Source organism: Streptomyces sp. NPDC104371 (assembly GCF_055583785.1).
In genome coordinates this window covers 297,687-310,942 of record NZ_JBVJNF010000004.1, presented here as the reverse complement: position 1 = coordinate 310,942, position 13,256 = coordinate 297,687, and the positions used below count along the sequence as shown (strand labels likewise).

Below are 13,256 nucleotides of genomic sequence, written 5' to 3'. Positions count from 1 at the left end.
GCAGCCCCATATCATCGTGCTTCATGGGAGATGCCCGAATTACCGCGGACCGGGACCGTACGACCAGGCCGGGCGACGGAGCGCGGCCGTCCGGTCACGCGTCCCGGCGGGCCGCCGCGTGCGCCGTCTGGTACCTGCGCGCCGTCATGTTCGTCAACTTCCTCTCCGCCGTGTGGGTCTCCCTCGGGCAGGACGTACGGCGCCACAACCAGGAGGACCTCTTCACGCCGTACCTGCTGAGCGCGGGCTTCGCCTCCGGCGTGTTCACCCTGTTCCTGGCCGTCACCATGCGACGGCGCAAGCGGGCCGCCTGGATCCTCAACCTCGTGCTCAGCGGGTCGTTCCTGCTGCTGTTCGCCTTCGCCATGTCGTTCCCGGAGATCCGGCGGTACGCGCAGAACTGGGTCTCCCTGCTGCTGACCGCGGGATTCGTCGGCGCGCTCCTCGTCGGGCGGCGGGAGTTCTACGCCAAGGGCGACCGGTCCAACCCCCGGCTCGCCGTCGCCGTCGCGGCCGGTGGTCTGCTGGTCTCCTCGCTGCTCGCCGCGCTCCTGGTGACCGTCACCAACACCTCGTCCCTGGCGGAGCGTTCGACCTTCCTGGAGCGCTGGCGCTACGGCGCCCTGCGGCTCGTGTCGGTCGCCGTCGACGACTCGCACTACCTGGGGATCTCCACGCCGGGCTGGGTCAACGTCACGATCAACGTCGTCAGCACGCTGCTCTTCCTCGCCGTCCTGTACGCCGCCTTCCGGTCCCGGCGCGCCGTCGACCCGATCAGCGAGGACGACGAGAAGAGGCTGCGCGAGCTGCTGGAGGGGCACGGCGAGCGGGACTCGCTCGGGTACTTCGCGCTGCGCCGGGAGAAGAGCGTGATCTGGTCGCCGACCGGCAAGGCGGCGGTCGCCTACCGCGTCGTCGGCGGGGTCTCCCTCGCCTCCGGCGATCCGCTCGGCGACCCGGAGGCCTGGCCGGGCGCCATCGAGCCCTGGCTCGCCGAGGCGCGCGCGCACGGCTGGATCCCCGCCGTGATGGGCGCGAGCGAGGAGGCCGGGACCGTGTACGCGCGCCATGGCCTGGACGCGCTCGAACTCGGTGACGAAGCCATCGCGGACGTCGGCGAGTTCACCCTCGACGGACGGGCCATGCGCACCGTCCGCCAGGCCTACAACCGCGTGAAGCGCGCCGGGTACACGGTCAGCGTCCGGCGCCACGCGGACATCCCCGCCGACGAGATGGCGTTCCTGGTGAAGAAGGCCGACGACTGGCGCGACGGGGCCACCGAGCGCGGCTTCAGCATGGCGCTGGGACGGCTCGGCGACCCCGAGGACGGGCAGTGCGTCATGCTCGCCTGCACGGACGGGAACGGCGAGTTGAGGGCGCTGCTGTCCTTCGTGCCCTGGGGTCCGCACGGGCTCTCGCTCGACCTCATGCGCCGCGACCGGGACGCCGAGAACGGGCTCATGGAGTTCATGGTGATCGAACTGCTGCGCCGCGCCGGGGAGATCGGCATCACCCAGGTCTCCCTCAACTTCGCGATGTTCCGGTCCGTCTTCGAACGGGGCGCGCGGCTGGGCGCCGGACCGGTGCTGCGGACCTGGCGCTCCCTGCTCAGCTTCTTCTCCCGCTGGTGGCAGATCGAGTCGCTGTACCGGGCCAACGCCAAGTACCGGCCGATCTGGGAGCCCCGGTTCCTGCTCTTCGAGAAGAGCGCGGACCTGCTGCGCATCGGTATCGCCTCGGCGCGCGCCGAGGGCTTCCTGGAGGCTCCGGGGCTGCCGAAGTGGCTGCACCGCAAGCACCTTGCCTCGCACAGGTGAGGCGCCTCGTCCGGCGGGTCCGCGCCGAGTGGGGACCGCCGTACGCGACGGTGCGCGAGGCCCTGCTGCGGCGGCGGGGGCGGGCGGTCCCGATGACGCTCGCGGCCGTGTGCCTGACCTCGGTCCTGCAGTTCGTGCAGAACCAGTCCTGGGGCTTCCAGTTCGTGCAGAACATCGGGTCCGTACGGGCCGAGGAGCCGCTGTGGCTGGCCCTGCTGCGCACCCCGCTGTCGCTGTTCGTCCCGGCCCTCGACCTGCCGGTGTGGGGGGCGTTACTCCAGATCCTCGCCGTGTTCGGCCTCGCCGAGATCTGTCTGGGCTGGTGGCGCACGCTGGCCATCGCGTACGCCACCACGCTGGCCGGGACGCTGTACGCGCGCGTGGGCACCGGACTCGACCCGCACCATCCGCTGGGGCTGCCCGCGACGGACGCGCAGGTCGTCGACACCGGCCCGTCGGCCGCGGTGATCGGGCTCGCCCTGTTCCTGTGCTGGCGCTACCGGGCCCCGCTCACCGCGGGGGTGCTGAGCGCGGCCATAGCCGGTGAGGTCGCGCTGAAGGCGAACCTCGCGGGCAAGGAGCATCTCGCCGCGATCGGGGCGGTGCTGGTGCTGTGCGGGGCCTCGGCGCTGCGGCGGCGGCTGCGGCCGACGGCCCGGGTGGACTGCGCGCCGGATCCGCCGCCGGTCGCGCCCTGACGTGCGGGTACGGCGGTCGCGTACCCTTCGGCCGTGTTCACGACCCCGCCCTTGCACGGCCTCCGCTTCGCCTTCGGCACGCTCACCGTCCTCCCGGTCCGGGTGACCCGCTGGGACCGGGAGACGGCACGCGGCGGGATGCTCTGCGCACCCCTGGCCGGGGTGGTGGTGGGCGCGCTCGCGGCCCTGCTCGGCGCGGGCCTGCTCCTGCTGGGCGCCGGGCCCTTGCTCGCCGCCGTCGCCACCGTCGCCGTACCCGCCGCCCTCACCCGCGGGCTGCATCTGGACGGGCTCGCGGACACCGCGGACGGGCTCGGCAGCGCGAAGCCCGCCGAGGAAGCGCTGCGCGTCATGAAGCGGTCGGACATCGGGCCGTTCGGCGTGGTCACGCTGGTGTTCGTGCTGCTGGCGCAGGTGGCGGCGCTCGCGCAGGCCTACGGCGGCTCCTGGGCGCGCGGCGCGCTCGCCGCCGTCGTCTCGGCGACCACGGCCCGGCTGGCCCTCACGCTGGCCACGCGCACGGGCGTCCCGGCCGCCCGGCCGGAGGGGCTCGGCGCCGCGGTCGCGGGCGTGGTCCCGCCGCGCGGCGCGCTGGCGGTGGCCGCCGCGGTCATCGTGGCGGCGGCGGCCGGGGGCGCGCTGCCGGGCACGTACGGCGTGGTCCGTACGGCGACGGCGGTGCTGCTCGCGCTGGCCGCCGCCCATCTCCTGCTGCGGCACTGCACGCGCCGCTTCGGCGGACTGACGGGAGACGTGTGCGGCGCCGTGGCCGAAACCGCCGCCACCGCGGTGCTGGTGGTGCTGTCGCTGGGCTAGTTCGCCTGTGGGCAAGCGAGTTGGCCGGATGACGACGTACTAGTCTGACGCACCGATCACTCACTGTTCTCGGGGGGAACCTGTGCAGAAGACGCGCCGCATCCTGGCGTGGTGCATCGACTTCGCTCTGGTCGTCGCGGCGGCCTCGGCGCTCGCCGTACTGACCTTCCACCGCATATCCGGCCTCTTCACCGATGTGCCCGGACTCGCCACCCGCGGCGGCCTGGACCTGCTCACCTCGCGGGGCGACGTCGTGGACACCTCCGAGAGCGTCGGGCTGTTCCTGTGGGACAAGGCGCTGGGCTACGTGGAGCAGGGCTTCCTCCTGCTGGCGCTCGCCACGTTCCTCTACCAGTGGGGCTCGCTCGCCCTCGCCGGGCGCACTTTGGGCAAGGCGCTGACCGGCTTCAAGGTCACCCCGAGTTCGGTCGGCCGGACCGCGCTGCGGGCGGCCGTGACGACGATCGCCGACGTGGCGGTGTACGCCCTGGCCTGTGTGCTGCTGGTCGAGGGCGAGTTCCTGCTGTCGGTGCTGGTGTGGGCGCTGGCCGTGGTGGTGTTCTTCCTGAACACGCTGCCCGTCCTCGCCCGCAGCCGCCGCTCGCTCGCGGACCGGCTGGCCGGGACGACGGTCGAGAGCCTGCGGCTGCGCGGGACCGTCGCCGTGACCCCGCCGTATCCCCCGCAGCCCCCGTATCCAGCGGCCTGAAGTCCCTTGCCGGGCACGGCCGCTGAGGCACGACGGCCACCCCGCCACGGCACGACGGGCACCCGGACCGATGAGAGAACCGGCCGGTCCGCGTAGGCTCATGCCGGGTGTTCTGCTGCCCCAGGTGGAAACCGCGCCGTACGAGGGATCTAGGGTCGGTTCCGGGCCGGTCGACCCCATCCGTTCGGCCACCGAGACTCAATCGGCCACCGAAACTCAATTGGAAGCGAGATTTCACCACCGTGACTGCTCTCACTCTCAGCACCGCCGCGGCGGCCGGCCTGCGGGCCGACGCGATCGTGGTCGGTGTCGCGAAGGGCGCTCAGGGCCCGGTCGTCGCACCGGGCGCCGAGGCCGTGGACGAGGCGTACGACGGCAAGCTCGCCGCCACCTTGGAGACCCTGGGCGCCACCGGCGCCGAGGGCGAGGTGACGAAGCTGCCCGCGCCCTCCGGCTTCAAGGCGCCCGTCGTGGTGGCGGTGGGCCTCGGTGCCGAGCCCGGCGAGGACGAGGCGTACCCCGCCGAGTCGCTGCGCCGCGCCGCCGGTAACGCCGCCCGCGCGCTGGCCGGTGCCCAGAAGGCCGTCTTCGCCCTGCCGCTCGCCGAGGCCGCCGACGCCGGTGCCATCGGCGAGGGCGCGCTGCTCGGCGCGTACGCCTTCGACGCGTACAAGGAGACCGCCAAGAACGGCAACGGCAAGGCCCCGCTCGCCGAGGTCGTCCTGCTCGGCGGCAACTCCCGCGACAAGGAGTACAAGGCGGCCGTCGAGCGCGTCGTCGCCGTCGCGGAGGAGCTGAACCGCGCCCGCGACCTCGTCAACACCCCGCCCAACGACCTGAACCCGGCGGCCTTCGCGGCCCTCGCGCAGACCGCGGGCGAGGAGCACGGGCTCACGGTCCAGGTGCTCGACGAGAAGGCGCTGACCAAGGGCGGCTACGGCGGCATCCTCGGCGTCGGCGCCGGCTCGGCCGCCGGTCCCCGCCTGGTGAAGCTGGCGTACCAGCACCCCGAGGCGGACAAGCACCTGGCCCTCGTCGGCAAGGGCATCACCTACGACTCGGGCGGCATCTCCCTCAAGCCGGCCGGTCACAACGAGACCATGAAGTGCGACATGGCCGGTGCGGCGGCGGTCTTCGCCGCGGTCGTGGCCGCCGCGCGCCTCGGTCTGAAGGTCAATGTCACCGGCTGGCTCGCGCTGGCCGAGAACATGCCCTCCGGTTCGGCCACCCGCCCCGGCGACGTGCTGCGCATGTACAGCGGCAAGACCGTCGAGGTGCTCAACACGGACGCCGAGGGCCGGCTGGTCCTCGCGGACGCGCTGTGGGCCGCCTCGGAGGAGACCCCGGACGCGATCGTCGACGTCGCGACGCTGACCGGCGCGATGATGGTGGCGCTCGGCAACCACACCTTCGGGATCATGGCGAACGACGACGCGTTCCGCACCGCGATCCACGAGGCCGCGGAGGAGGCCGGCGAGGAGGCCTGGCCGATGCCGCTGCCCGAGCACCTGCGCAAGGGCATGGACTCCCCCACCGCGGACATCGCCAACATGGGCGACCGGATGGGCGGCGGCCTGGTCGCCGGTCTGTTCCTGAAGGAGTTCGTCGGCGAGGGCATCACCTGGGCCCACCTCGACATCGCGGGTCCGGCCTTCAACGAGCAGGCCCCCTTCGGCTACACCCCCAAGGGCGGCACCGGCTCGGCCGTGCGCACGCTGGTCCGGCTCGCGGAGCTGACGGCGGCGGGCGACCTGGGCTGATCCCCACACCCCGCGCGAGGAGGGGGTCACGTACGGATATCCGTACGTGACCCCCTCCGGCATACGGATATCCGTAGGTGCTTGCCCTCCGGCCGTTTCCGGATTTCGCCCTCGACGAAATCCGTCGGTACGTCCACGCCCGCGACCTTCGCACGTGATGGATCCGACGTCCCAGACTCCGGCCCGGCGTCCATTCCACCGCCGACAAGTGCGAAGATGGGCCTCGGCAGGACAGGGCCCCACCGAAGGGCCGAAGCAAAGCGGCCGGACACAGCCGTTCCGACCGGTCACCGCAGACCGGGCGTGGCGCACATGCATGGAGGACGTGACGTGGCGAACGACGCCAGCACCGTTTTCGACCTAGTGATCCTCGGCGGCGGTAGCGGCGGTTACGCCGCGGCCCTGCGCGGGGCGCAGCTTGGCCTGGACGTCGCCCTGATCGAGAAGGACAAGGTCGGCGGTACCTGCCTGCACCGGGGATGCATCCCCACCAAGGCTCTGCTGCACGCGGGCGAGGTCGCCGACCAGGCCCGCGAGAGCGAGCAGTTCGGTGTCAAGGCCACCTTCGAGGGCATCGACGTACCGGCCGTCCACAAGTACAAGGACGAGGTCATCTCGGGCCTGTACAAGGGCCTTCAGGGTCTGATCGCCTCCCGCAAGGTGACCTACATCGAGGGTGAGGGCCGGCTGTCCTCCCCGACCTCCGTCGACGTGAACGGTCAGCGGATCCAGGGCCGCCACGTCCTCCTGGCGACCGGTTCCGTGCCGAAGTCGCTGCCGGGCCTGGAGATCGACGGCAACCGCATCATCTCCTCCGACCACGCCCTCGTCCTGGACCGCGTGCCGCAGTCCGCGATCATCCTCGGCGGCGGTGTCATCGGAGTCGAGTTCGCCTCGGCCTGGAAGTCCTTCGGTGCCGACGTCACCGTCATCGAGGGTCTGAAGCACCTCGTGCCGGTCGAGGACGAGAACTCCTCCAAGCTGCTCGAGCGCGCCTTCCGCAAGCGCGGGATCAAGTTCAGCCTCGGCACGTTCTTCCAGAAGGCCGAGTACACCGAGACCGGTGTCAAGGTCACCCTGGCCGACGGCAAGGAGTTCGAGGCCGAGGTCCTGCTCGTCGCCGTCGGCCGCGGCCCCGTCTCGCAGAACCTGGGCTACGAGGAGGCCGGGGTCGCCATGGACCGCGGCTACGTCCTCGTCGACGAGTACATGCGGACGAACGTCCCGACCATCTCCGCGGTCGGCGACCTGGTTCCGACGCTCCAGCTCGCGCACGTCGGCTTCGCCGAGGGCATCCTGGTGGCAGAGCGGCTGGCCGGTCTGAAGGCCGTCCCGATCGACTACGACGGTGTCCCGCGGGTGACGTACTGCCACCCGGAGGTCGCCTCCGTCGGTATCACCGAGGCCAAGGCCAAGGAGATCTACGGCGCGGACAAGGTCGTCGCGCTCAAGTACAACCTGGCGGGCAACGGCAAGAGCAAGATCCTGAAGACCGCGGGCGAGATCAAGCTCGTCCAGGTCAAGGACGGTGCCGTGGTCGGCGTCCACATGGTCGGTGACCGCATGGGCGAGCAGGTCGGCGAGGCCCAGCTCATCTACAACTGGGAGGCGCTGCCGGCCGAGGTGGCCCAGCTCATCCACGCCCACCCGACCCAGAACGAGGCGCTCGGCGAGGCCCACCTGGCCCTGGCCGGCAAGCCCCTCCACTCCCACGACTGACCCTCAGTCTTCGGGCGCGACGACACAGACTTTCCGCAATTCGTAAGGAGAAACCGAAACCATGGCGGTTTCCGTAACCCTTCCGGCGCTCGGTGAGAGCGTCACCGAGGGCACTGTCACCCGCTGGCTGAAGGCCGAGGGCGAGCGCGTCGAGGCCGACGAGCCGCTGCTCGAGGTCTCGACCGACAAGGTCGACACCGAGATCCCGGCCCCCGCCTCCGGCGTGCTGTCCTCCATCAAGGTCGCCGAGGACGAGACGGTCGAGGTCGGCGCCGAGCTGGCCATCATCGACGACGGCACGGGTGCCCCCGCCGCGGCCCCGGCCCCGGCCGCCGCCGAGGCTCCCGCCCCCGTGGCCGAGCCGGCCCCGGCCCCGGCCCCGGTCGCCGAGGCCCCCGCCGCCCCGGCCCCCGCCGCCGCTCCTGCCGCCGCCCCGGCCGGTGGCGCGCAGGGCACGGACGTGGTCCTGCCCGCGCTCGGTGAGTCCGTCACCGAGGGCACCGTCACCCGCTGGCTGAAGTCGGTCGGCGACACCGTCGATGCCGACGAGCCGCTGCTCGAGGTCTCGACCGACAAGGTCGACACCGAGATCCCGGCGCCCGCCTCCGGTGTGCTGCTGGAGATCGTGGTCGCCGAGGACGAGACCGCCGAGGTCGGCGCCAAGCTGGCCGTCATCGGCGCTCCGGGTGCCGCTCCGGCTCCGGCCGCCCCGGCCGCCCCCGCTGCCCCGGCCCCGGCCCCGGCTCCGGCCGCTCCCGCCGCTCCGGCTCCGGCGCCCGCCCCGGCGGCCCCCGCCGCCCCGGCCGCGCCCGCCGCCCCGGTCACCCCGGCCCCCGCCGCTGCCGCCCCGGCCGCCCCGGCCGCCCCCGCCGCTCCGGCTGCTCCGGCCCCGGCCCCCGTGGCCCCGGCCGCGCCGGTCGCCCCGGCCGCCCCGGCTCCCGCCGCGGAGGCCACCGACGAGGGTGCGTACGTGACCCCGCTGGTGCGCAAGCTCGCCGCCGAGAACGGCGTCGACCTGGCCACCGTCAAGGGCACCGGCGTCGGCGGTCGGATCCGCAAGCAGGACGTCATCACCGCCGCCGAGGCCGCGAAGGCCCCCGCCCCGGCCCCGGCCGCCGCCCCGGCCGCCGCCCCGGCCGCCGCCGTGCCGACGGCCCGCAAGGCGCCGGTCCTGGAGGTCTCCCCGCTGCGCGGCCAGACCGTCAAGATGCCGCGCATCCGCAAGGTCATCGGCGACAACATGGTCAAGGCCCTGCACGAGCAGGCCCAGTTGTCCTCGGTGGTCGAGGTCGACGTGACCCGTCTGATGCGCCTGCGCGCCCAGGCCAAGGACACGTTCGCGGCCCGTGAGGGCGTCAAGCTCTCCCCGATGCCGTTCTTCGTGAAGGCGGCGGCCCAGGCGCTGAAGGCCCACCCGGTCATCAACGCCCGGATCAACGAGGCCGAGGGCACGATCACCTACTTCGACACCGAGAACGTCGGTATCGCGGTGGACTCCGAGAAGGGCCTGATGACTCCGGTCATCAAGTACGCCGGTGACCTCAACATCGCCGGTATCGCCAAGGCCACGGCCGACCTGGCGGGCAAGGTCCGGTCCAGCAAGATCACCCCGGACGAGCTGTCCGGTGCGACCTTCACCATCAGCAACACCGGTTCGCGTGGTGCGCTGTTCGACACGATCATCGTGCCCCCGAACCAGGTCGCGATCCTCGGCATCGGCGCCACGGTCAAGCGCCCGGCGGTCATCGAGACCGAGGAGGGTACGGTCATCGCCGTCCGCGACATGACGTACCTGACGCTGTCCTACGACCACCGTCTGGTGGACGGCGCCGACGCGGCCCGTTACCTGACCGCGGTCAAGGCGATCCTGGAGGCGGGCGAGTTCGAGGTCGAGCTCGGCCTGTAGCCCCTTCCGGCCTGTACGGTCGCATGCCGCCCCCGCCCGGGAAGCTCCGGGCGGGGGCGTCCGCGTGAGTGGGCTCCCCAGGGCGTGTAAGCCTCGTCTCACCTGCGCGGAAGCGCCCCCGCGCGCCCTACCGGATCCGTCCGGCGGCCGTATTGTCTAAACGGCAACCGCGCCCCTTAAGGAGCCCTCATGACCGCGCCCGTCGTCCACTCGCTGCGCGAACAGATCCGCGAGCACATCGTGGAGGGGATCGTCAGCGGGCGCTGGAAGCCGGGCGAGCGGATCGTGGAGCGGCGGATCGCCACCGAGCTGGAGGTCAGCCAGACCCCGGTCCGTGAGGCGCTGCGGGAGCTGGAGTCGCTGCGGCTGATCGAGTCGGCGCCCAACAAGGGTGTACGGGTACGGAATCTGACCGCGGCCGACCTGGAGGAGAGCTACCCCGTACGCGCCGGTCTGGAGGCCATAGCGGCCGAACTCGCGGCCGAGCGGCTGGCGGAGGACTGCTCGGCCCTGGAGCCGCATGTGGCGGCGCTGTACGACGCGGACCGCAAGGCGGACGGCACGGCCCAGGTGCGGCACACGGTCGCCTTCCACCGTGAGCTGGTACGGGCGGCCGGGAACTCGGTGCTGCTGCACACCTGGGAGGGTCTGGGCATCGAGGTGTTCACCGCCCTGTCGATCCGCTGGCTGGGCACGGTGCAGCAGTCGTACGCGGAGGAGCACGAGGAGCTGGTGGCCGCGTTCCGCCGCCAGGACCCGCGGATCGCGGAGATCGTGAAGGCCCATGTGCTGGGGTGCGCGCCGCGCGCCTGACAGCCGAGCGCTCAGACGCTCATCCGCAGGCTCAGACGCAGGCCCGGACGCGGGTTCACCTGCGAAAACCACGTCGCGACGCGGCACGCGGTGCCCCCTTCTAAGGCACCGCGTGCCGACTTTCGCGAAATCAAAGGGTTTTACCCCTGCCCCCTTTGATCGATCATCGATCAGGGGGTTACAGTCACGGGGGCTTCACCGAGCCTCACGCCCTGTCCTGCCAAAGACCAAGGGCAACCCCACCCCTTACCGATGAGGGAACCCCCTTCGACTGAGGAAGGCGGCGACATGACCGACCCCAACGCCATCCAGCCGAGCGAGCTCGACCAGCTCCCGGACCGCGACCCCGAGGAGACCGCCGAATGGCAGGCCTCCCTGGACGCCGTCGCGAGGGAAGCCGGGCCGCATCGTGCCGCGTATCTGATGCGCCGCACACTGGAGCGTGCCGAGGGCGCCGGCGTCGCGCTGCCCAAGCTGCTCGAGACGGACTACGTCAACAGCATCCCCACCGCCGCCGAACCGGCCGTGCCCGGTGACGAGGCGATGGAGCGCCGGATCACCGCGTGGAACCGCTGGAACGCGGCGGCGATGGTGACCCGCGGCAGCAAGTACGGCGTCGGCGGCCACATCGCCACCTTCGCCTCGGCGGCCTGGCTCTACGAGACCGGCTTCAACCACTTCTTCCGGGGCAAGGAGGGCGACGGCTCGGGCGACCAGCTCTACATCCAGGGCCACGCCTCCCCCGGTATCTACGCCCGTGCCTTCCTCGACGGCCGGCTGAGCGAGCAGCAGCTCGACAACTTCCGCCGGGAGTCCGACGGCGACGGCCTGCCGTCCTACCCGCACCCGCGGCGGCTGCCCTGGCTGTGGGAGTTCCCGACGGTGTCGATGGGCCTCGGCCCGCTGTCCGCCATCTACCAGGCGCGCTTCAACCGCTATCTCACCCACCGCGGCATCAAGGACGTCTCGGGCTCGCATGTCTGGGCCTTCCTCGGCGACGGCGAGATGGACGAGCCGGAGTCGACGGCGGCGATCACGCTGGCCTCGCGTGAGGAGCTGGACAACCTCACCTTCGTCATCAACTGCAACCTCCAGCGCCTCGACGGCCCGGTGCGCGCCAACTTCAAGGTCGTGCAGGAGCTGGAGGGCCGCTTCCGCGGCGCCGGCTGGAACGTCATCAAGTCGCTGTGGGGCTCGGCCTGGGACGAGCTGTTCGCCCTCGACACCACGGGCGCGCTCGTCCGGCGGCTGCGCGAGGTGCCGGACGCGCAGGTGCAGACGTACCAGACGCGTGACGCCGCCTATATCCGCGAGGACTTCTTCGGCTCGGACCCGGCGCTCGTCGAGATGGCGAAGCTGCTGAGCGACGACAAGATCCTCGAGTGCTTCCACCTCTCGCGCGGCGGCCACGAGGCCCGCAAGGTCTACGCGGCGTACAAGGCGGCGCTGGAGCACAAGGGCGCGCCGACCGTCATCCTGGCCCAGACCGTCAAGGGCTTCACGCTCGGCGAGGGCTTCGCGTCGAAGAACGCCAACCACCAGATGAAGAAGCTGACGGTGGACGAGTTCAAGACGATGCGCGATCTGCTCGAACTGCCCATCTCGGACAGCCAGTTCGTCGACGGCATGGTGCCCTACGGCCACCCGGGCGCCGACTCCCCCGAGGTCCGTTACCTCCAGGAGCGCCGCGCGGCCCTCGGCGGCCCGGCCCCGGCCCGCCGGGTGCACCCGGTGGCGCCGCTGCCCGCCCCGGCCGAGAAGGCGTTCGCCGCCTTCGACAAGGGCTCGGGCACGCAGAACGTGGCGACCACGATGGCCTTCGTCCGCCTGGTCAAGGACCTTGTCCGCGACAAGGAGACGGGCAGGCGCTGGGTGCCGATCGTCCCGGACGAGGCGCGCACCTTCGGCATGGAGAGTCTGTTCCCCTCGCTCGGCATCTACTCGCCCAAGGGCCAGACGTACGAGCCGGTCGACCGCGACCAGTTGATGTACTACAAGGAGGCCAAGAACGGCCAGATCCTCAACGAGGGGATCACCGAGGCCGGTTCGATGGCGGACTTCATCGCCGCGTCGACGTCGTACGCGACGCACGGCGAGACGATGATCCCCTTCTACATCTTCTACTCGATGTTCGGCTGGCAGCGCACGGCCGACCAGATGTGGCAGCTCGGCGACCAGCTCGGCCGCGGCTTCCTCGTCGGCGCCACGGCCGGTCGCACCACGCTGACCGGTGAGGGCCTCCAGCACGCCGACGGCCACTCCCCGGTGATCGCGGCCACCAACCCGGCGGCGCTGACGTACGACCCGGCGTTCGCCTACGAGATCGCGGTCATCGTCAAGGAGGGTCTGCGCCGGATGTACGGCGAGGCCGCCGAGGGCGAGGACCAGAACGTCTTCTACTACCTCACCGTCTACAACGAGCCGCTGCCGCAGCCCGTCAAGCCGGTGGTCGCCGGTATCGACGAGGGCATCGTCAAGGGCCTGTACCGCTTCAACACGGCGGAGTCGGCGGGCCTGTCGCCCGCTGCCGACGCCCCGCGGATCCAGCTCATGGGTTCGGGTACGGCGATCCACTGGGCGCTCGCCGCGCAGCGGATGCTCGCCGAGCAGTGGGGTGTCGCGGCGGACGTGTGGTCGGCGACGTCGTGGGGCGAGCTGCGGCGCGACGCCATGGAGGCGGACGCGGCGCTGCTGGAGGGCGAGGAGCGGGTGCCGTACATCCGCCGGGCGCTCCAGGGCGCCGAGGGCCCGGTCCTCGCGGTCTCCGACTACATGCGCCAGGTCCCCGACCAGATCGCGCAGTGGGTCGAGCAGGACTACTCCTCGCTGGGCACGGACGGCTTCGGTCTCTCCGACACCCGTGAGGGGGCCCGCCGCCACTTCGGTGTGGACGCCGAGTCGATCGTGATCGCGGCCCTGGCCCAGCTCTCCCGGCGGGGCGAGCTGAAGGCCACGACCGTGAAGGAGGCGCGGGAGCGCTACGGCCGCTGAGGCCACTGACGGTCCGAAGGGGCACGG

General features: G+C 71.9%; 9 protein-coding genes. All 9 read left to right on the top strand.

From position 1 onward, the window contains the following. Positions 1–23: 23 nt before the first annotated feature. Positions 24–1,817: a phosphatidylglycerol lysyltransferase domain-containing protein gene (locus ACZ60T_RS15505; RefSeq protein WP_469666349.1), complete on the top strand. Its 1,794-nt coding sequence runs from the start codon at positions 24–26 to the stop codon at positions 1,815–1,817. Continuing rightward, positions 1,814–2,515 carry a hypothetical protein gene (locus tag ACZ60T_RS15500; RefSeq protein WP_469666348.1) on the top strand — a complete coding sequence of 234 codons (702 nt, stop codon included), beginning with the start codon at positions 1,814–1,816 and terminating at the stop codon, positions 2,513–2,515. Before ACZ60T_RS15505 ends, ACZ60T_RS15500 begins: the two co-directional genes overlap by 4 nt. Positions 2,516–2,548: 33 nt before the next feature. Next, positions 2,549–3,331: an adenosylcobinamide-GDP ribazoletransferase gene (locus ACZ60T_RS15495; protein WP_365620081.1), complete on the top strand. Its 783-nt coding sequence runs from the start codon at positions 2,549–2,551 to the stop codon at positions 3,329–3,331. Positions 3,332–3,413: 82 nt separating this feature from the next. Further along, entirely contained in the window at positions 3,414–4,040 is a 627-nt protein-coding gene (locus tag ACZ60T_RS15490) for an RDD family protein (protein ID WP_469666347.1), read from the top strand. A gap of 242 nt (positions 4,041–4,282) precedes the next feature. After that, positions 4,283–5,800, top strand: a complete 1,518-nt coding sequence (locus tag ACZ60T_RS15485; protein ID WP_365620075.1) for a leucyl aminopeptidase — start codon at positions 4,283–4,285, stop codon at positions 5,798–5,800. Between the two features lie 330 nt (positions 5,801–6,130). Further along, entirely contained in the window at positions 6,131–7,519 is a 1,389-nt protein-coding gene (gene lpdA / locus ACZ60T_RS15480) for a dihydrolipoyl dehydrogenase (RefSeq protein WP_469666346.1), read from the top strand. 61 nt (positions 7,520–7,580) lie between these two features. Then, on the top strand, positions 7,581–9,425 hold the full coding sequence (sucB, locus tag ACZ60T_RS15475) for a 2-oxoglutarate dehydrogenase, E2 component, dihydrolipoamide succinyltransferase (protein ID WP_469666345.1): 1,845 nt from the start codon (positions 7,581–7,583) through the stop codon (positions 9,423–9,425). A gap of 189 nt (positions 9,426–9,614) precedes the next feature. Continuing rightward, positions 9,615–10,238 carry a GntR family transcriptional regulator gene (locus ACZ60T_RS15470; protein WP_252422078.1) on the top strand — a complete coding sequence of 208 codons (624 nt, stop codon included), beginning with the start codon at positions 9,615–9,617 and terminating at the stop codon, positions 10,236–10,238. 288 nt (positions 10,239–10,526) lie between these two features. Beyond that, the gene (gene aceE, locus ACZ60T_RS15465) at positions 10,527–13,229 is read left to right on the top strand and encodes a pyruvate dehydrogenase (acetyl-transferring), homodimeric type (RefSeq protein WP_469666344.1); all 2,703 of its coding nucleotides are present in this window, start codon (positions 10,527–10,529) and stop codon (positions 13,227–13,229) included. Positions 13,230–13,256 lie beyond the last annotated feature (27 nt).